The following is a 19,133-nucleotide window of genomic DNA, read 5'->3' as shown; positions in this document are numbered from 1 at the left end:
CGCCCCACCCCAGCCCCCCCCGGGCGCCGGTCCACGACAACGGACCGGCGCCCGGGTACACGCTCCCGGCCCGTCAGCCAGATCGAGCCAGGTCACGTCGGGCCAGTTCCCACCAATCCAGACCAGACCAGACCAGGTCAGGTCAGGTCAGGTCAGGTCAGGTCAGGTCAGGTCAGGTCACCTCACGTTGCCTCACAGGAAGCACGGGTCGCCCGAAAGCCGCGCGCCCCCGCCCGCGTCCCCCCGCTCCCGGCGCCACGCGGCCTGCGCCAGGGAGTCCGCCGCCGCCTCCCGCAACGCGTCCGCCTGCACCGCGCCGGACGGCGTGGCCTGGTAGCCGCCGAAGTGGGCCACCGGGCTCCAGTCCGGGGAGACCGGCGGCAACTCGGCGGCCAGCCCCTCGTGTTCCGCCGTCGCGTGCACGACCCGCCCCCCGACCACGGTCAGCACCGCCTCGATACGGGGGATGGCCGCCTCCTCGACGGTGAAGTAGTCCTCGGTGAGCACCGCGAAGTCCGCGTACGCGCCGGGCCGCAGCGCACCCTTGACGTCGTCCTCGCCGGTGAGCCGGGCACCGCCCAGGGTGTACAGCTCCAGCGCGTCGGCGCGGCTGAGCCGGTGGCGCGCCCCTCGCAGCGCCCGGCCGGCGACATCCCGGCCGCTGACCAGCCAGTGCAGCGCCACCCACGGGTTGTAGGAGGAGACCCGGGTGGCGTCGGTGCCCGCCGCGACCGTCAGGCCCCGGGCCAGCATGTCGCCGACCGGCGGGGCCTCGGCCGCCGCCGCGGCCCCGTAGCGGGAGCGGAACGCCTGCCCCTGGAAGGAGAGGCGGTTCTGCACCGACACGCCCCCGCCCAGCGCGGCGACCCGGTCCAGGCTCGCGGGCGTGACCGTCTCCGCGTGGTCCAGCAGCCAGCGGTTGCCCGAGGGGAACAGCCCCTCGGCGGCGAGCCGTTCGAACACGGCCAGGTCGCGGCGGATGGTCTCGTCGTAACTGGCGTGCAGCCGGAAACCCCAGCCCTGTTCCATCAGCAGCCGTACCGCCTGCTCGAACCGGTCCTCGTAGGAGTCGAGTTCGGGCCGCGGCTCGGAGAAGTTCTCGAAGTCGGCGGCGGCCCAGATGAGGTTCTCGCCGGCGCCGTTCAGCCGCAGCCACTCGTCACCGTCGCCCACCGAGGTGGTGGCCGTCCAGCGCCGCAGGTCGTCCAGCTCCTGGCCGGCCGTCTGCGGGAACAGGTGGTAGGCGATGCGTACGGTCAGCTCGCCCCGGGCGGCCAAGTCGGTGACCGTCCCGTAGTTCTCGGGGAAGCTCTGGAAGCCGCCGGCGGCGTCGATCGCCGAGGTCAGGCCGAAGCGGTTCAGCTCGCGCAGGAAGTGGCGGGTGGAGGAGGCCCGGTCGCCCTCGTCCAGCAGCGGCGCCTTCGCCAGCGTGGAATACAGCAGCAGGGCGCTGGGCGCAGCCAGCAGCAGCCCGGTGGGCTCACCGCCGTGGCCGTGGACGATCTGGCCGCCGGGCGGCGCGGGCGTGTCCCGGCCGATGCCGGCCGCCGCCAGGGCCGCCCGGTTCAGCAGCGCGGACTGGTAGAGGTGGAGCACGAAGACGGGGGTGTCGGGGGCCGCCGCGTTCAGCTCGGCGAGCGTGGGCAGCCGGCGCTCCGCGAACTGGTCGGCGGACCAGCCGCCCACCACCCGCACCCACTGGCCGGGCGGGGTGCGCCGGGCCTGCTCGGTCAGCATGGCGAGCGCCTGCCGCAGCGTGGGCACACCGTCCCAGCGCAGTTCCAGGACGTAGTTCAACCCGCCCCGGATGACGTGCAGATGGGAGTCGTTGAGGCCGGGGACGGTACGTCGTCCCAGCGCGTCGACGACGCGAGTGTGCGGGCCGACGAGCGGGGCGATGTCGGCGTCGTCACCGACCGCGCTGATCCGGCCGGCCCGCACCGCGAGCGCCGAGACCTCGGGCCGCAGCCGGTCCCCGGTGTGGATGGCGGCGTTGCGCAGAACGAGATCGGCGGGCTCCGCCGGTCGGCCTGCCGTGACTCCCGCGACGGGCATGGAGGGCAAGGTGTCTCCTCAACTCGGTTACGAGGCAGGGGGGTTCACACGAGACGGCCCCGAAGAGCCGGAAGGTCCCGAAGGACTCCCAGGGCTCGAAGAACCCGGAGGACCCGGAGGTCCTGGCGCACCGTAGGGGCGTCACGGCCGCCCCGCTGTGCGCAGAACGCACCACTTGTTGCCGCACGGGGCAGTCCACTCGTTGCCGCACGGGGCCAGTCGCTGCGGCAGCCCCGGCGCGGCCCCCCGCGGCGGCCGAGGCAAGCCGGGACACAGCCGGGGCGCGACGGCATTCGGCAGCTCCGTTCACGGGAGTGCGCGCAGGGCACAACCACGGGCGCGCACGGGCAACGCCGTTGCGGGCAGCGGCCCTAGCGTGCTGGGCGTCGCACCGAAGAGTGCTGCCCGGCGTGACGCCCGTGTGGCGGAGGCGGGCCCGTTCACCTGCACACACCTTTGCTAGGAGACCGCTCATGGATCTCGGATTGTTCGTGCTGCGCCTCGTCGTGGGGCTGCTGATCGCCGGCCACGGCGTGCAGAAGATCAGTTTCCTGCTGGGCGGCAAGGGACTGGCCGGCGGTGTGGCGGAGTTCCGTGGAGACGGCTTCCGGGGCGGGGCGGTGACCGCGCTCGCCGCCGGTGCCGGGCAGATCGGCTCGGGACTGTTCCTGGCCGCCGGGGCGCTGACACCGCTGGCCGCGCTGACGGCGATGGGCGTGATGACCGTCGCGGCCACCGTGAAGCTCCGGCACGGCCTGTGGGTGCAGAACGACGGTTACGAGTACCCGCTGGTGCTGATCGTGGTATCCGCCGTGCTGTCCGCCACCGGCCCCGGGAACTGGTCGGTGGACCACGCGTTGGGTCTCACGCCGTGGCCGCTGTGGTGGGCGGCGCTCGCCACGGCGGGCGGAGTCGGCAGCGGCCTCGCCACCCGCCTGGTCCTGCACCGCCCGGACCAGGCGACCATCTCCCGACCCGCCACATCCACCACCCCCGGCGCCCCCACGACGCCGACCACCAACACCCCCTGAAACCAGGGCGAGCGCCCGCACGCGCACGCCCCACCCGCACGGCGCCAACCACGCGCACCCACCCAGCCACGCCCGACCAACCCGTGCCGTTACACGCACCCACCACCCCCAACCGACCCCGGCGCCACCCGCCGGCGAAAGGAGACCGTTCTCACCATGTCCGCACCGACCGACGCGCACGCAGCCCCGAGCGCGGACCTGCTGACCCCCGACAACGCCGTGATGCTGTTCGTCGACCACCAGCCGCAGATGTTCTTCGGCGTGGGCAGTTCGGACCGCGCCGGCATCATCAACGCCACCGTCGGCCTGGCCCGGGCGGCCCGCGTCTTCGACGTGCCCACCGTCCTGACCACGGTGGCCGCGAGCAGCTTCTCCGGGCCCCTGCTGCCCCAGCTGGCCGAGGTCTTCCCCGGCCACGAGGTGCTCGACCGGACCACGATGAACGCCTGGGAGGACGAGGCCGTGGTCGCCGCGGTCCGCGCCACCGGGCGCCGCAAGATCGTGCTCAGCGGGCTGTGGACCGAGGTCTGCCTCGTCCTGCCGGCCCTGTCGGCGCTGGAGCAGGGCTTCGAGGTGTACGTGGTCGCCGATGCCTCCGGCGGCGTGACGGCCCAGGCCCACGAGCACGCGCTGGACCGGATGACCGCCGCCGGCGCGGTCCCGGTCACCTGGCTCCAGGTGCTGCTGGAACTCCAGCGGGACTGGGCCAGGTCCGAGACGTACACCCAGGTCCTCGACGTCGTGAAGCAGCACGGCGGTGCCTACGGCATGGGCGTCGTCTACGCGCAGTCGATGATCGGCGAGCACGCCGCCGGCTGACCCCGCGCCCGCCGGCCGGACCGGCGACAGACAGGCCGGGCAACGAGCCACCCGGCCGGACAGAGAACCGCACGGGGCGAGCAGCTTGCCCCGCCCGAGTGAAGGAACAGGCATGTCAGAGAGCTACCTTCCCGTCCCGCCCGTCCTGGAGGAGGCCGCCGCCGGCTTCGCCGCGGCGACCGCCAACCCGCCCTACCTCTTCGACCTCGGGCCGGCCGAGGGGCGCAAGGCCGTCGACGAGGCGCAGTCCGGCGACACGGCCAAGCCCGAGGTAGACGAGGAGTGGGTGACCGTCCCCGGCGGCCCGACCGGCTCGGTGCGGGTCCGCCTGGTCCGCCCGCGGGGCGCCACCGGCCCGCTGCCGGTGATCGTGTACATCCACGGAGCCGGCTGGGTCTTCGGCAACGCGCACACCCACGACCGCCTGGTACGCGAGCTGGCCGTCGGCGCCGGCGCGGCCGTGGTGTTCCCCGAGTACGACCTGTCGCCCGAGGCCCGCTACCCGGTGGCCATCGAGCAGAACTACGCGGTCGCCCAGTGGGTCGCCGCCGAGGGCGCCGCGCACGACCTGGACGCCGGCCGGCTGGCGGTGGCGGGCGACTCGGTGGGCGGCAACATGGCGATCGCGCTGACCCTGATGACCAAGGAGCGCGGCGGACCGGAGCTTGCCGCCCAGGTGCTGTTCTACCCGGTGACGGACGCGAGTTTCGAGACCGGTTCCTACCACCAGTTCGCCGAGGGCTACTTCCTGCGGCGCGACGGCATGCAGTGGTTCTGGGACCAGTACACGACCGACCCCGGCGAGCGGGCCGAGATCACCGCCTCGCCGCTGCGGGCGGACGTCTCCCGGCTGGCCGGGCTGCCGCAGGCCCTGGTCATCACCGCCGAGGCCGACGTGCTGCGCGACGAGGGCGAGGCCTACGCCAACAAGCTGCGCCAGGCCGGTACGCCGGTCACCGCCACCCGCTACCAGGGAGTGATCCACGACTTCGTCATGCTGAACGCGCTGCGCGGCACGCACGCCGCCCAGGCCGCGATCACACAGGCCACCGGCTTCCTGCGCGACGCCCTGTCCTGACCACACCGCCTCGCGCACCCGGGGCCGTCCCCGCGCCGACTCGCCGTCGGCGGGGACGGCCCCGTCGAAAATTTCCTCGAACTTCACCGCCCCCGGAGTACTGACAGAACACGTGAACGGCAGGTAGCGTCCTGAACCAGTTCACCCATGTGGACTACACCACTACGACGGTTTCGTAGTGGATCACCACCTTTACAACGGATCGTCCGGCACGTTCCTGCCGGTGAAGGGGGCCCATCACCATGGCCACTGTCTCGTTCGACAAGGCGACCCGGATCTACCCGGGTTCCGAGAAGCCCGCCGTCGATGCTCTGGAGATCGACATCGAGGACGGCGAGTTCCTCGTCCTCGTCGGTCCCTCCGGCTGCGGCAAGTCCACCTCGCTCCGCATGCTCGCGGGGCTCGAGGACGTGAACGGCGGCGCCATCCGCATCGGCGACCGCGACGTCACGCACCTGCCGCCCAAGGACCGGGACATCGCCATGGTGTTCCAGAACTACGCGCTGTACCCGCACATGACCGTCGCCGACAACATGGGCTTCGCGCTCAAGATCGCCGGCGTCAACAAGGCCGAGATCCGCCAGAAGGTGGAGGACGCGGCGAAGATCCTCGACCTCACCGAGTACCTCGGCCGCAAGCCGAAGGCCCTCTCCGGCGGTCAGCGCCAGCGTGTCGCCATGGGCCGCGCCATCGTGCGCGAGCCCCAGGTCTTCCTCATGGACGAGCCACTGTCGAACCTCGACGCCAAGCTCCGCGTCTCCACCCGTACGCAGATCGCCTCGCTGCAGCGCCGCCTCGGCATCACCACCGTCTACGTCACCCACGACCAGGTCGAGGCCATGACCATGGGCGACCGCGTGGCCGTGCTCAAGGACGGTCTGCTCCAGCAGGTCGACTCCCCGCGCAACATGTACGACCGCCCGGCCAACCTCTTCGTCGCCGGCTTCATCGGCTCCCCGGCCATGAACCTGGTCGAGGTCCCGATCACCGACGGCGGCGTGAAGTTCGGCAACAGCGTCGTCCCGGTCAACCGCGAGGCCCTCGCGGCCGCCGCCGACAAGGGCGACCGCACGGTCACCGTCGGCGTCCGCCCGGAGCACTTCGACGTGGTCGAGCACAACGGCGAGGCCGCCAAGTCGCTCACCAAGGACACCGAGGACGCCCCGGCGGGCCTCGCCGTCTCGGTGAACGTGGTCGAGGAACTCGGCGCCGACGGCTACGTCTACGGCTCCGCCAAGGTCGGCGACGAGGACAAGGACCTCGTCGTCCGCGTCAGCGGCCGTGCCGTCCCGGACAAGGGCGCCACACTGCACGTCGTGCCGCGTCCGGGCGAGATCCACGTGTTCTCCACCTCCACGGGCGAGCGCCTCTCCGACTGACGGCACACCGGCCGACGGAACCGGGGGACGGCACCAGCCGACGGCCCGGGAGGCGGCACCGGGGACGGCACCGGGTGATGCCACCGGCCGACGCCACCGACCGACCGCACCGCCTGACGTCACCACCTCGCACCGCCTGACGTCACCGCCTCGCGGTCGAACACACCCCCACCTGGGGTGAATTCACCCAAGTTGACGAAGAGGGCCCCGCAGCCTGCTGCGGGGCCTTCTTCGTTGTCGACAAATACCCTGGCAGACCGGTCATTTCGATCCCCGTACGTCAACTCCGCGCCCCGAAAACCCTGTTTCCCCGTCCCCCGAAACGGTGACTAAATGTCGCCAAATCATTACCCCGCGCTACTCTCACTCGCGTGAAGCACTCCACCACTACCCAACGGACCCGGCGTGGCCGTGGCCCCGCCCGCCGGGTCGGCCGCACCCTCGCCCTCGTTCTGCCTGTCGTCCTGGTGCTCTCCGGGACTCTCGCGGTCACCCGAGTCAACTGGTCGGGGAATCCCTCGAACTCGGTGCTCACCGCGTCCTCCGAAAACGTCTCCTCGCGAGCCGTCTCCCGCGCACCGCAGGACGTCCTGCGCGACAAACTCCTCCTGGAACTCCAGGAGAAGAACCCGGGCGTCGCCCTCACCCACCTCCAGGAGGCGGTGAACGGCCGTCCGTCGCTCGCGAAGCACTGCGTGTCCATCGCCCGCGCCCTGGGCCGCGCCGCCGTCCGCGCCTACGGACCCACGCGCGCCCAGTCGTTCGCGCGGCCCGTCTGCGACACCTCGTTCGCCTCGGGGGTCGCGACCACCCATTTCTGAGGTCCCCCGTCCCTCCCCCGGGGGACGGCACCGCCCCTCGGAGGCCACCGAGCGTCCTCCGAGGGGCACACGCACACCGCGCCCCACTCACCTCACCGCGTCACACACATCACCTCGCACACCCCTTCGCACACCGCCACGTACAGTTCGGTCATGACCGATCCGAACGCCGTGGCGCGCCCCGTCCAAGCCGTCGTCCTGGCCGGCGGCCAGGGCTCCCGGCTGCGTCCCTACACCGACGACCGGCCGAAGCCCATGGTCGAGATCCCCGGAACCGGGACACCGATCATCGGGCACCAGCTCACCTGGCTCGCCGAGGAGGGCGTCACCGACGTCGTCATCTCCTGCGGCCACCTCGCCGACGTCCTCCAGACCTGGCTGGACTCGGCCGACCTCCCCGTACGGGTGACGACGGTCGTCGAGTCGGAGCCCCTCGGCCGGGGCGGCGGCCTGCGCTACGCCGCGGCCCGTCTCCCGCACCCGGACCGCCCCTGGTACGCGACGAACGGTGACATCTGGACCCGTTTCTCGCTGCGCGACATGGCCGACTTCCACGCCGAGCGGGACGCCGTCGCGACCCTCGCGCTGGCCCGCCCCCGTATCCCCTGGGGCGCCGTCCAGACGGACGGCTTCGGACACATCACCGACTTCATCGAGGCACCGCCCTCCACCTTCGAGATCAACGCGGGCGTGTACGTGTTCTCCCCCGAGTTCACCGCGATGCTCCCCGAGCGCGGCGACCACGAGCGGACCACCTTCCCGCGCCTCGCCCGCGAGAACCGGCTCGCCGGCTTCCCGATCCCGCAGGGCGCCTACTGGCGCGCCATCGACACCGCCAAGGACCTCACGGAAGCGGCGAAGGAACTCGCGGCCCTGGGCCGTTGAGCCCCGGGCCCCCCACACCCCTCCCGGCCAACACCCCTCCCGGCCCTCGCCGTAGCCCCCACGGCACGTGTCGCATACGCGGCCGCACACGGGCATACGGAACCGCACGCGTCGCCCGCCGGGGCCATACGCCTCCGTACAGGCCCCCGGCACCGTACGGCCCCCCACGCGTCCGTACGCCCGTGTACAGCCCCACCCCGCCCGTAGTACAGGCCCCACCCCGCCCATACAGGCCCACCGCGCCCCACACGCATCCCCCACACGCATCCCCTACGCGTGTCCCCTACGTGTCCCGCGCCCCCCAGACACATCAGGGCCCCGCACGATCCCGTGCGGGGCCCTGAAGCCGTTCTCGCGGTTGCCGCGGTCTGTGCGGCGCCGAGCGGGGGGGGTCAGCCGAGGAGGCCGCCGACCAGGCCCCGTTGGTCGGTGGACGAGTCGCCGCCGCCACCGCCGTCGCCGCCGGGCGCGGGCGCGCCCCCCGGAGAGCCGGTGCCGCCGGTCGACGGGCCGCCGCTGCTGGTCGGTCCCGCGCTGGTGCTCGGGGCCTGGCCCGCCGGCGAGGACTGCTGCGGCGGCGCCTGGCCACCGCTGCCCTGCGTGGCGCTCGGCTGCTGCCCGACGCCGGCGGCCGAACCGGACTCCCGGGTCGCGCCCGGCGTCGTGGCGGCCTTCGAGGGCGCCGTGGAACTCTGCCGGCGCTGCGCGGGCGCCTCGGAGGCCGACGGGCTGGCCTTCTGGTGCCGCTTGCCGGGGGTCTCCGGCAGCGGGGAGCCGGGCAGTTCGTTGCGCGGGGCCTCGCCGGGGCCGGGGACGACGACACGGTCGGAGTCGCGGACCGCGCCGCCGAGCAGCGACCCGATGAGCAGGGTGAGACCGACGACGATGGCGGTGGCGATCGCGCCGCGGCGCAGTACGCGCCCGCGCAGGTCCCAGATGTCGGCGCGCGGTCCGAGCGTGCGCCATGCCTCGGCGGCGAGGCGGCCGTCGACGGAGTAGACGGGGGCGCCCGCGATGATCAGCGGGGACCAGGCGGCGAGGTAGATGATGTCGGGCGCGTCGTAGGCGGGCACCGTCTTCCAGCTCACCGTGACGATGAGCGCGGCGGACAGCATCGCGCCGATGACGGCGGCGACCCGCTGCCACAGGCCGAGGACCGTGAGGACGCCGACGATGACCTGGAAGAAGGCGATGACGAGCCCGGAGCCGACGGGGTGCTGGAGGGCGAACTGCCGCAGCGGCTCGGCGACTTCCCACGGGTGCAGCGTGTTCAGCCACTTCATCATGGAGCCGCGCTCGCCACCGTCGAAGTAGACGGGGTCGCAGAGCTTGCCCATGCCGGCGTAGATGGAGATGAAGCCGAGGAAGACGCGCAGCGGGAGCAGCACGACGCCGAGGTTCATCCGGCGGCCGGGGTGGTAGGCGTGCCGGGCCGGGTCGGACTCGCCGCGCTTGACGCGCCGGGCGGTGTCCGTGCCGCCCGGGCCGTCGAGGCCGTCGGCGCCCTCGTCCGCGAAGTCGGTGTCCGTGAAGGCGGGTTCGTCGTAGGCGCTGCCGACGGTGCGCATCTGCGGGAGCAGGCGCTGCTCCTCGCCGAGGGGGGCGCGCTGGCTGCCGACGAGGGGCGTCTCGACGGTGTCGACGGTCAGGTCGCCCGCGTAGCCCGGCTGTTCGCCGATGCGCGGGATGACCTGGGTCGCCCCGGCGTCGGCGGTCGGCGCGCCGCCGTGGCCGACGCCCGCGCTCCGTACGGCCTGGAGCAGCCGGTGGGCGCCGGTGTCGTCGGGCGCGGACTTCCCGCTCCAGACGACCGGGGCGCGGCGGCGGGCACCACCGGCCGGGCCGGCCCCGCCCGCTCTGCCCGGCGTGCCGGCGGCGGGGAACCGCGCGGTGTCGGCGGAGCTCAAGTGCCGCGCGACGCGCGCGGATTGGCCCCGCGACGCGGATCCTAGCTGGACGCGGAAGCTCGCATGATTGACGATGACCTGCGCCGGATCGCTCGGCACCTTCACCATGCTCAGCGCGGGAGCGTCGTCGAATCCCGACGAGCGGTCCCCCGTGGGTGTGCGGGGTGTTCTGGTGTCCACACTCATCTAACCGAGTGACGTGTGTTTAGGACACTGCTTTGACCGCGCCGATCTGTCCGGACCGCGTCAAGGTCGCCCCGAACATCCCGATTACCCCACGGGGGTTACGCCTGGCACGTTTGTTCACCACACCAGGCGCCCCAACCCACCAAGCCCGCACGGCCATCCGCCGCCGACCCGCCGAGCCCGGGCGGCCATCCGCCACCGGCCCACCGAACCCCGCGGCCATCCGCCGCCGGCTCGTCAGGCGCGTCGCCGGGATGCCTCGTAGAGCACAACTCCCGCCGCGACACCGGCGTTCAGCGACTCGCCGCCGCCGGGCATCGGGATGCGGACGCGGAAGTCGCAGGTCTCGCCCACCAGTCGGGACAGTCCCTTGCCCTCGCTGCCGACGACGATGACGACGGGGCCGCCGAGGGCGTCCAGTTCACCGACCTCGACCTCGCCGTCCGCGGCGAGACCGACGACGACGAGCCCGGCCTTCTTGTACGACTCCAGGGCGCGCGTCAGGTTGGCGGCGCGGGCGACGGGCGTACGGGCGGCGGCACCGGCCGACGTCTTCCAGGCACCGGCGGTCATGCCGGCCGCGCGCCGCTCGGGCACGACGACGCCGTGGCCGCCGAAGGCGGAGGCCGAGCGGACGACGGCGCCGAGGTTACGCGGGTCGGTCACCCCGTCGAGGGCGACGATCAGCGGGTCCTGGCCCTGGTCGTACGCGGCGGCGGCCAGGTCCTCGGGGTGCGCGTACTCGTACGGCGGGACCTGGAGGACGAGACCCTGGTGGTTGAGCCCGTTGGTCATGCGGTCCAGCTCGGGGCGGGGGGCCTCCATCAGGTGGATGCCGCCGCGCTCACCGGCGAGCTGCAGCGCCTCGCGGACCCGCTCGTCGTTGTCGATGAACTGCTGGACGTAGAGCATCGAGGCGGGGACGCCCTCGCGCAGCGCCTCGACGACCGAGTTGCGTCCCACGACCATCTCGGACGAGGCCTTGGCGCCGCGGCCCCGGGGGGCGGGCTTGCGGACGAGCTGCTTCGCCTTGGCGTTGGCGACGCGGTTCTTCTTGTGCCCCTTGCGCATCTCGGCGGGCGGGGTCGGGCCCTTGCCTTCGAGGCCCCGGCGTCGCTGGCCGCCACTGCCGACCTGCGCGCCCTTCTTGCCGGACATGCGGCGGTTGTTAGCGGCCATGACCTACCTGTCTGTGTGAGGCGTGCGTGTGTACGTCTATGAAGTGTGCCGCCCGAAGGCCCGGGCGGCACAATCGATCAAGGTCGAGCGCGGCCGGCCGACCCCGCGAAGCGCTTGCCGCCCGACGAGGACCAAGCGTGCCCGGCCCCCGCGCCCGGCACGGACCGAGCGTGCCCGGCCCCCCTGCCCAGCGGCGTCCGAGCGTGCCCGGCCCGCCCGCTCAGCGCGGTCCGAGCGTCCACCGGGGCCCCTGCGGGCTGTCCTCGATGACCAGGCCGGACTGGTTGAGCTGGTCGCGGATGGCGTCCGCGGTGCCCCAGTCCTTGCGGGTGCGGGCGGCCTCGCGCTGGTCGAGGACCATCCGGACGAGGGTGTCGACCACGCCGTGCAGGTCCTCGCCGCGGTCGCCCTCGCCGGCCCAGTGCGCGTCGAGCGGGTCGAGCCCGAGGACGCCGAGCATGGCGCGCACCTCGGCGAGGCGGGCGACGGCGGCCTCCTTGTCGTCGGCGGCCAGCGCGGAGTTCCCCTGGCGGACCGTCGTGTGCACGACGGCGAGCGCCTGCGGGACGCCGAGGTCGTCGTCCATGGCCTCGGCGAAGGCGGGCGGCACCTCGGCGGACGGCTCGACGGCGCCCCCCGCCTTCTCGACCACCCGCTGCACGAAGCCCTCGATGCGCGCGAACGCCGACTCGGCCTCGCGCAGCGCCTCTTCGCTGTACTCGATCATCGAGCGGTAGTGCGGGGTGCCGAGGTAGTAGCGCAGCACGATGGGGCGCCAGGCCTTGACCATCTCGGAGACGAGGACCGAGTTCCCGAGGGACTTCGACATCTTCTCGCCGCTCATGGTGACCCAGGCGTTGTGCACCCAGTACTTCGCGAACTCGTCGCCGAAGCCCTTGGCCTGCGCGATCTCGTTCTCGTGGTGGGGGAAGATCAGGTCGATCCCGCCGCCGTGGATGTCGAAGGCGCTGCCCAGGTACTTGTGGGCCATGGCCGAGCACTCCAGGTGCCAGCCGGGCCGGCCCCGCCCCCAGGGCGTCTCCCAGCTCGGCTCGCCCGGCTTGACGGCCTTCCACATGGCGAAGTCACGCGGGTCCCGCTTGCCGGTCTCGCCCTCGCCGGAGGGCTGGAGCAGGTTGTCCAGCTCCTGGTTGGAGAGCTGGAGGTAACCGGGGAAGGAGCGGACGTCGAAGTAGACGTTCCCGTCGGAGGCGTAGGCGTGACCGCGCTCGATGAGGCCGCGCATCATCTCGATCATCTCGGGGATGTGCCCGGTCGCCCGCGGCTCGTACGTGGGCGGCAGGCAGCCGAGCGCGGCGTAACCGTCGTTGAACGCGCGCTCGTTCTCGTAGCCGATGGACCACCACGGGCGGCCCTGGTCGGCCGACTTGGCGATGATCTTGTCGTCGATGTCCGTGACGTTCCGGATGAACGTGACGTCGTAGCCGCGGTACTCGAACCAGCGGCGCATGATGTCGAAGCTCAGGCCCGAGCGGATGTGCCCGATGTGCGGTGCGGCCTGCACGGTGGCGCCACAGAGGTAGATCGAGACACAACCCGGCACGAGCGGGGTGAAGTCACGGATCTGCCGGGCGCTGGTGTCGTACAGGCGAATGGTCACCACTCCAGGGTAGTGGGCCGGGGGTAGTGCCCCGCGACCCTTCCCCGCCAAGGGCCACGGATTCGTGACATACGCGCGCCGGACTGTCGGGCCGGCCTGTCCCCTAGGACCCCGCTGGGACGCCTAGGACCCCGCTGGGACCCGGCCTTCCCGCGCCGCCCACCCACGTCCGGCCCCCACCGGGCGCCCGCCCGTCCCCCCGCCGGGCCCGGCCACTCCGCTCCGGGCGTCCGGTTCACCAGGTCAGGGCGTCCGGACCACCAGGGCCGTGGCCACCGCCATCAGCCCCTCCCCGCGACCGGGGAAGCCGAGGCCGTCCGTCGTGGCGCCGGAGACCGAGACCGGGGCGCCCGCCGCGTCCGAGAGGATCTTCTGCGCCTCGTCCCGCCGCTTGCCGATCTTGGGGCGGGGTCCGACGACCTGGACGGCGACGTTGCCGATGGTGAAGCCGGCCTCGCGGACGATCCGGGCCGCCTCGGTCAGCAGGACGACGCCCGGCGCCCCGGACCACTCCGGGCGCCCGGTGCCGAAGTGGGCGCCGAGGTCGCCGAGACCGGCCGCGGAGAACAGCGCGTTGCAGGCGGCGTGCGCGACGACGTCCGCGTCGGAGTGCCCGGCGAGCCCGGGCCCCTCCCCCTCCCACTTCAGGCCGGCGCACCACAGCTCCCGGCCCTCCTCGAAGGCGTGGATGTCGGTGCCGATCCCGACGAGCGGAAGCACCGGCACCGACACCGGCACCGACACCGGATGCGCGGCCCCCGCCACCTGCTCCGGACCCGGGGAGCCCACCGGCCCCCCAGAACCCGTCGGCGTTCCGGATGACGCCGGTGTCCCGGCTTGCCTCGGCGTCTCAGAACCCATCGTTCAGCCTCCGTCGCGCGAGGACCGCCTCCGCGAGGACCAGGTCCAGCGGGCGGGTCACCTTGAACGCCTCCTCGTGACCGGGCACGACGACGACCTGGAGGCCGAGCCGTTCGACCATGCTCGCGTCGTCGGTCACCTCGTCGCCGACGCTCTCGTGGGCGCGGACGAGGGTCGCCCGGTCGAAGCCCTGGGGCGTCTGCACGGCCCGCAGCCGCGCCCGGACCGGCGTGGCCACGACGGGCTCGGGCGCTCCGGCGACGGCGGCGGGCTCGACCTCCTTGACGGTGTCGGCGAGCGGCAGCGCCGGTACGACGGCGGGGGCGCCGTCCCGGACGGCCTCGATGACGGCGTCCACGGTGTCGACGGGCACGAGGGGCCGGGCCGCGTCGTGCACGAGGACGATGTCGATGCCGGGCGGCAGCGCGTCGAGCCCGTACTTCACGGACTCCTGGCGGCTCTCACCGCCGGGGACGACGAGGAAGTCGGTGCGGTCCGGCAGCGCGTGCGCGTCCAGCAGCGACTTCACCTCGGCCGCGCCGTCGGGCGGCGCCACGACGACGACCAGGGAGACCGCGCGGGAGGCGGCCATCGCGCGGGCGGCGTGGATGAGCATGGGCGTTCCGTTGAGCGCGCGCAGTGCCTTCGGCGCGCCGGGACCAAGGCGTACGCCCCGTCCGGCGGCCGGAATCACGACGGCGGTACGGGACCCCGGCGGCGCGGGGAGCGAAACGTCAGACATCGGTTCCTGTCAGGTTTGTGTGCTCGACCGGTGTGGGTATGGCCTGGTGAGTGCCCCCTGCTCGGCGAGCCGGGGGAGTGCCGGGCGAGACGCGTTGACCGGGGACCCTTCCGTGACATCCGGTCGAGTCGGCCGCCGGGCACATCGAGTATCGGACATGCGGGTGCGGCGGGGGAAAGCCGATGCCGGGTGAACATCCGGTGAGCCGCCGGGCGACCATCCGGTGAGCCGGGGTGGTGCGGCCGGCCGGGATGCGAGCCGGACGGGGCGGGACGCGATTGCGTACGGGCGCGAGTGCGCACGGGTGTGTGCGGGTACGGGTGTGTGCGGGTACGAACATGCCGCAGCGCCCGGCGACAGCAAAAGCGTCATCGGGCACCGCGGCATTTCATTGCGCTGCTGCGCGGGCTGTGCGTGCGTCAAGACGGCGACGTCTCGGCGACCGAGCCGGCGTCAGGACGCGAGAACCTCGTCGAGCAGGGCCTCGGCCTTGTCCTCGTTGGTGTTCTCCGCGAGGGCGAGCTCGCTGACCAGAATCTGGCGCGCCTTGGCGAGCATGCGCTTCTCACCGGCGGAGAGTCCGCGCTCGCGCTCACGACGCCACAGGTCACGCACGACTTCCGCGACCTTGATGACGTCGCCGGAGGCGAGCTTCTCCAGATTTGCCTTGTAACGACGCGACCAGTTCGTGGGCTCCTCGGCGTACGGCGCGCGCAGCACCTCGAAGACCCGGTCCAGCCCGTCCTGACCGACCACATCACGCACGCCGACGAACTCCGCATTGTCCGCTGGCACACGTACCGTCAGGTCGCCCTGGGCGACCTTCAGCACCAAGTAGGTCTTGTCCACGCCTTTGATCTGGCGAGTTTCGATGGCCTCGATCAGCGCGGCCCCGTGATGGGGATAGACCACGGTGTCGCCAACCTTGAACGTCATGTGACAGGTACCCCTTCCGTGGCTATCCAGAGTAACACGGAAACGGCGTCTTCTGAATGGCGTTTTCGCAGGTCAGGGCATATCTCGGGGCTTGACAACCTCAACAGGAACGTGCTGCGAGGGGCGGGCGGAAGAGGGTATTCGCAGGTGGGAGCGGCTGTCCAGGCGGAGTGAAACGCGTACGTTACACACATCCGGAAGCCGCGGCCAGGGTCCGAACATCCCGATTTGTCCGCCTCCAGGAGCGCGACTTCCGCTACTCCGTTCGATGAGCGGAGCCGGAAGCGGGCCGAATCCGGAATTGATCAAGACGATCGGTGATCCCATGCCGGACAGCGGGTGTGATGACGTGATGATCAGGCCGGGATGACCTGGTGTTCTGCCGCGGTGATTGCCGTGATTGCCGTGATCGATTTCGCGGAACTCGCCGGAGGACCCGCATTCATTCCCCGAAATAGGTGAGGCCGGCGCTGTGGAACTTATGTGAATGGCGGACGAGGCGCGATCAAACTAACGGACACCGCGGCCGGGCGGGACGGGCGGACCGGGGCGCACATCCGGCGCACCGGAGCCCCGCGGGCGCGTCGCGCGGCCTGTCGGTCAGCGCGAGGAGTTCGGCGATCACACCGGAGCCGCGCGTCGGGCGGGGGCCGTGGCCCCCGCGCCGAGCAAAGTCGGGCCCTTGGGGAGGGTCGGGTGCGGCCCGGTGGGAACGGATCGGTAACCTAAGGCCGCTGACAGACCCTTAGGGCGGCTTTACACAGGAGTCGCCCTGCTTCGCCCACGTTCAAGGAGTTGCCGCCGCCGTGAGCAGCAGCCTTCGACGCGGCGCCTCCGCCGCCGCCGTCCTCGCGTTCTCGATCGCCTCGCTCGCCGCGTGCGGTGCAGGCAGCGACGCCCAGACGTTGGAGGTCAAGCCGGACAACGCGGCCACCTCCGTGGGTGACATCAAGATCCAGAACGCGCTCGTCATCACCCAGCCCGACGTCAAGGCCACCGGCCCCGCGGTGATCTCCGCGACGGTGTTCAACAGCGGCGGCGAGGACCAGACCCTCGACTCGATCGCGGTCGACGGCGGGGGCACCGCCAAGCTCACGCCCGTCGGCGGCAAGGGCAAGCTGACCGTCCCGGCCGGCGGTTCGGTCGTCCTCGGCGGCAAGGGCAACGCCTCCGCGGCGCTGGCCAACCCGGGCGAGAGCGTCCTGAACGGCAGCGCCCAGAAGATCACCTTCGGCTTCAGCGAGACCGGCGACGTGAGCCTGCGCGCCTTCGTCGTGCCGGCCGAGTCCTACTTCACCAAGTGGGGCCCGAGCGCCGTTCCGTCGGCGCCCGGCGCGTCCGCGGACGCCTCCGCCACCCCGTCCGGCTCGGCGACAGGCTCCCCGTCCTCGTCCGCCACGCCGGGCGACGACGCCTCGTCGTCCACCACGCCGTCCGGCTCGGCCACCGCCACCTCGTCGGCCTCCGCCGGCCAGTGACGGGCGGGCACCCGCCCGCCACGCGGCACGCATGAAGGGCGGGACCCCTCCGAGAAGAGGGGTCCCGCCCTTCATGCGTGCCGTCCGGTCGCCTCATGCGTGCCGTCCGGTCGCCTCATGTGTGCCGCCCGGTCGTCAGCTCGGACCGGCCCGTCCGGTGGCCCGTGTCGCCCGGTCGTGCCCGCCGGTTTACGGCTCGAACTTGTAGCCGAGGCCGCGCACCGTGACCAGGTACCGGGGCGCGCCCGGGTCCGGCTCGATCTTGGCGCGCAGGCGCTTGACGTGGACGTCGAGGGTCTTGGTGTCACCGACGTAGTCGGCGCCCCAGACCCGGTCGATGAGCTGCATACGGGTCAGCACGCGGCCCGCGTTGCGCAGCAGCATCTCCAGCAGGTCGAACTCCTTCAGCGGCAGGTCGACCTTGGAGCCGGAGACGGTGACGACGTGCCGGTCGACGTCCATCCGGACCGGACCGGCCTCCAGGGCGGCCGGGGTGACCTCCTCGGGCTCCCCGCGGCGGCGCAGGACGGCCCGGATACGGGCGACCAGCTCCCGGGAGGAGAAGGGCTTGGTGACGTAGTCGTCGGCTCCTATTTCGAGACCCACGACCTTGTCGATCTCGCTGTCCTTGGCGGTCACCATGATGACCGGGACGTTGGAACGCCCGCGCAGTTGCCGGCACACCTCCGTGCCGGGCAGGCCCGGCAGCATCAGGTCGAGGAGCACGAGGTCGGCGCCGTTGCGCTCGAACTCGTCGAGTCCATCGGGCCCGGTGGTCGCGATGGCGACCTCGAAGCCCTCCTTGCGGAGCATGTACGACAGGGCGTCGGAGAAGGACTCCTCGTCCTCGACGACGAGCACACGGGTCACGGAAGGACCTCCGGGGCAGGAAGCGGTTCGTACGGGGATGTGACGGTGGTCGTCCCGTCGGGCTGCGCGGTCTCGTCCTCTTGGTCGAGGCCGGGCATGTGGTGATCGGTCACGCGGTCGCGGGCCGCACCCGCCTCCGGCAGCCGCAGGGTGAACGTGGAGCCCTGACCCTCGGAACTCCACACCGTGACCTCCCCGCCGTGCGAGGCGGCCACGTGCTTGACGATCGCCAGCCCGAGGCCCGTACCACCGGTGGCACGGGAGCGAGCGGGATCGACGCGGTAGAAGCGCTCGAAGACGCGCTCCTTGTCCTTCTCCGAGATGCCGATGCCCTGGTCGGTGACGGCGATCTCGATGTGTTCCCCGCCGGGTGCCATCACCCGGCGGGCGGCTATGCCGACGCGGGTGCGGGCGGGCGAGTAGTTGACGGCGTTCTCGACGAGGTTGCCGAGAGCGGCGGCGAGCTGGCCGCGGTTGCCCCAGATGCTGAGGTCGGCGGTGCCGCCGGCGGCCATGGTGATCTGCTTGGTGCCGGCCTGGTGGCGGCAGCGGTCGATCGCCTCGGCGACGAGTTCGTCCACCCGGACGGGCTCGGCGTCCTCCAGCGGATCGTCGTTCTGCACCCTCGACAGGTCGATGAGTTCCTGGACGAGGTTGGTGAGGCGGGTGGCCTCTATCTGCATGCGTCCGGCGAAGCGCTCCACGGCCTCCGGGTCGTCCGAGGCGTCCATGACGGCCTCGGAGAGCAGGGAGAGGGCGCCGACCGGGGTCTTCAGCTCGTGGCTCACGTTCGCCACGAAGTCGCGGCGTACGGCTTCGATGCGGCGGGCCTCCGTCAGGTCCTCCACCAGGAGGAGCACCAGGCGGGACCCGAGGGGGGCCACCCGCGCGGAGACGGCCAGGGCCTCTCCCCTTCCGGTGCCCCGCCGGGGCAGGTCCAGCTCCACCTGGCGTATCTCCCCGTCACGCCGGGTGTCACGGGCCATGTGGAGCATCGGTTCGACGGCGAGTTTGCCGCCGCGCACCAGCCCGAGGGCGTACGCCGCCGAGCTGGCCTTGACCACGGCGTCCGCTTCGTCGAGTACGACTGCCGACGACCTGAGCACGGACAGCACGGTGTCGACACCCGGCGGGAGCACCGGGTCCGTGTGCAGGGATGTGCGGGTCGGGCGTTTCTGGTCGCGCTCGCTCCAGCGGAACGCCAGCATGGCGATGACACCGGTGAGCACTCCGGCGATCGCTGCCGCTGCGGCGACCGCCGCGTTCACGTCCATGCACCCAGGTT

The 19,133-nt window shown here is 72.3% G+C and carries 16 protein-coding genes; 7 read left to right on the top strand and 9 right to left on the bottom strand.

What is annotated here, in order from left to right:
- Positions 1–192 precede the first annotated feature (192 nt).
- Positions 193–2,055, bottom strand: coding sequence for an amidohydrolase (locus tag AB0912_RS10365; protein WP_366697760.1), 1,863 nt, complete (start codon positions 2,053–2,055; stop codon positions 193–195).
- Between the two features lie 473 nt (positions 2,056–2,528).
- Between AB0912_RS10365 and AB0912_RS10360 the strand changes: the two genes are divergently transcribed.
- The 6 genes from AB0912_RS10360 to AB0912_RS10335 all read left to right on the top strand — a co-directional run bounded on the left by AB0912_RS10360 (position 2,529) and on the right by AB0912_RS10335 (position 8,068).
- Positions 2,529–3,086, top strand: coding sequence for a DoxX family protein (locus tag AB0912_RS10360; protein WP_366697758.1), 558 nt, complete (start codon positions 2,529–2,531; stop codon positions 3,084–3,086).
- A 156-nt stretch (positions 3,087–3,242) separates the two neighbouring features.
- Positions 3,243–3,905, top strand: coding sequence for a hydrolase (locus AB0912_RS10355; RefSeq protein ID WP_366697756.1), 663 nt, complete (start codon positions 3,243–3,245; stop codon positions 3,903–3,905).
- A gap of 112 nt (positions 3,906–4,017) precedes the next feature.
- The gene (locus AB0912_RS10350) at positions 4,018–4,983 is read left to right on the top strand and encodes an alpha/beta hydrolase (RefSeq protein WP_366697754.1); all 966 of its coding nucleotides are present in this window, start codon (positions 4,018–4,020) and stop codon (positions 4,981–4,983) included.
- Positions 4,984–5,225: 242 nt separating this feature from the next.
- Positions 5,226–6,362, top strand: coding sequence for a sn-glycerol-3-phosphate ABC transporter ATP-binding protein UgpC (ugpC, locus tag AB0912_RS10345; protein ID WP_366697752.1), 1,137 nt, complete (start codon positions 5,226–5,228; stop codon positions 6,360–6,362).
- Positions 6,363–6,733: 371 nt separating this feature from the next.
- Positions 6,734–7,183 carry a hypothetical protein gene (locus AB0912_RS10340; protein ID WP_366697750.1) on the top strand — a complete coding sequence of 150 codons (450 nt, stop codon included), beginning with the start codon at positions 6,734–6,736 and terminating at the stop codon, positions 7,181–7,183.
- A 153-nt stretch (positions 7,184–7,336) separates the two neighbouring features.
- Entirely contained in the window at positions 7,337–8,068 is a 732-nt protein-coding gene (locus tag AB0912_RS10335; protein WP_366697748.1) for a nucleotidyltransferase family protein, read from the top strand.
- A gap of 392 nt (positions 8,069–8,460) precedes the next feature.
- On the opposite strand, the gene AB0912_RS10330 is transcribed toward AB0912_RS10335, so the two are convergent.
- From AB0912_RS10330 to AB0912_RS10305, 6 genes are all read right to left on the bottom strand, one after another.
- Entirely contained in the window at positions 8,461–10,161 is a 1,701-nt protein-coding gene (locus AB0912_RS10330; RefSeq protein WP_366697746.1) for a DoxX family membrane protein, read from the bottom strand.
- Positions 10,162–10,398: 237 nt separating this feature from the next.
- Positions 10,399–11,340, bottom strand: coding sequence for a 23S rRNA (guanosine(2251)-2'-O)-methyltransferase RlmB (rlmB, locus tag AB0912_RS10325; protein WP_366697744.1), 942 nt, complete (start codon positions 11,338–11,340; stop codon positions 10,399–10,401).
- Positions 11,341–11,560: 220 nt separating this feature from the next.
- Complete coding sequence (cysS, locus tag AB0912_RS10320) at positions 11,561–12,961, bottom strand: cysteine--tRNA ligase (RefSeq protein WP_366697742.1); 1,401 nt, start codon at positions 12,959–12,961, stop codon at positions 11,561–11,563.
- A gap of 243 nt (positions 12,962–13,204) precedes the next feature.
- Positions 13,205–13,687: a 2-C-methyl-D-erythritol 2,4-cyclodiphosphate synthase gene (gene ispF / locus AB0912_RS10315; protein WP_366697904.1), complete on the bottom strand. Its 483-nt coding sequence runs from the start codon at positions 13,685–13,687 to the stop codon at positions 13,205–13,207.
- A 124-nt stretch (positions 13,688–13,811) separates the two neighbouring features.
- Positions 13,812–14,564, bottom strand: coding sequence for a 2-C-methyl-D-erythritol 4-phosphate cytidylyltransferase (gene ispD / locus AB0912_RS10310; protein ID WP_366697740.1), 753 nt, complete (start codon positions 14,562–14,564; stop codon positions 13,812–13,814).
- A gap of 453 nt (positions 14,565–15,017) precedes the next feature.
- Positions 15,018–15,500: a CarD family transcriptional regulator gene (locus AB0912_RS10305; protein ID WP_003953493.1), complete on the bottom strand. Its 483-nt coding sequence runs from the start codon at positions 15,498–15,500 to the stop codon at positions 15,018–15,020.
- Between the two features lie 806 nt (positions 15,501–16,306).
- Between AB0912_RS10305 and AB0912_RS10300 the strand changes: the two genes are divergently transcribed.
- Positions 16,307–16,978 (top strand): DUF461 domain-containing protein, encoded by a 672-nt coding sequence (locus tag AB0912_RS10300; RefSeq protein ID WP_366697738.1) that lies wholly within the window; start codon positions 16,307–16,309, stop codon positions 16,976–16,978.
- Between the two features lie 189 nt (positions 16,979–17,167).
- On the opposite strand, the gene AB0912_RS10295 is transcribed toward AB0912_RS10300, so the two are convergent.
- Both AB0912_RS10295 and AB0912_RS10290 read right to left on the bottom strand, forming a co-directional pair.
- Complete coding sequence (locus AB0912_RS10295; protein ID WP_009340348.1) at positions 17,168–17,848, bottom strand: response regulator transcription factor; 681 nt, start codon at positions 17,846–17,848, stop codon at positions 17,168–17,170.
- Positions 17,845–19,122 carry an ATP-binding protein gene (locus AB0912_RS10290; RefSeq protein WP_366697736.1) on the bottom strand — a complete coding sequence of 426 codons (1,278 nt, stop codon included), beginning with the start codon at positions 19,120–19,122 and terminating at the stop codon, positions 17,845–17,847. Before AB0912_RS10290 ends, AB0912_RS10295 begins: the two co-directional genes overlap by 4 nt.
- Positions 19,123–19,133 lie beyond the last annotated feature (11 nt).

Origin of the sequence: Streptomyces sp. NPDC007084 (assembly GCF_040703595.1) — a bacterium.
Lineage (GTDB): Bacteria > Actinomycetota > Actinomycetes > Streptomycetales > Streptomycetaceae > Streptomyces.
This window is presented reverse-complemented; position numbering and strand designations above follow the sequence as displayed.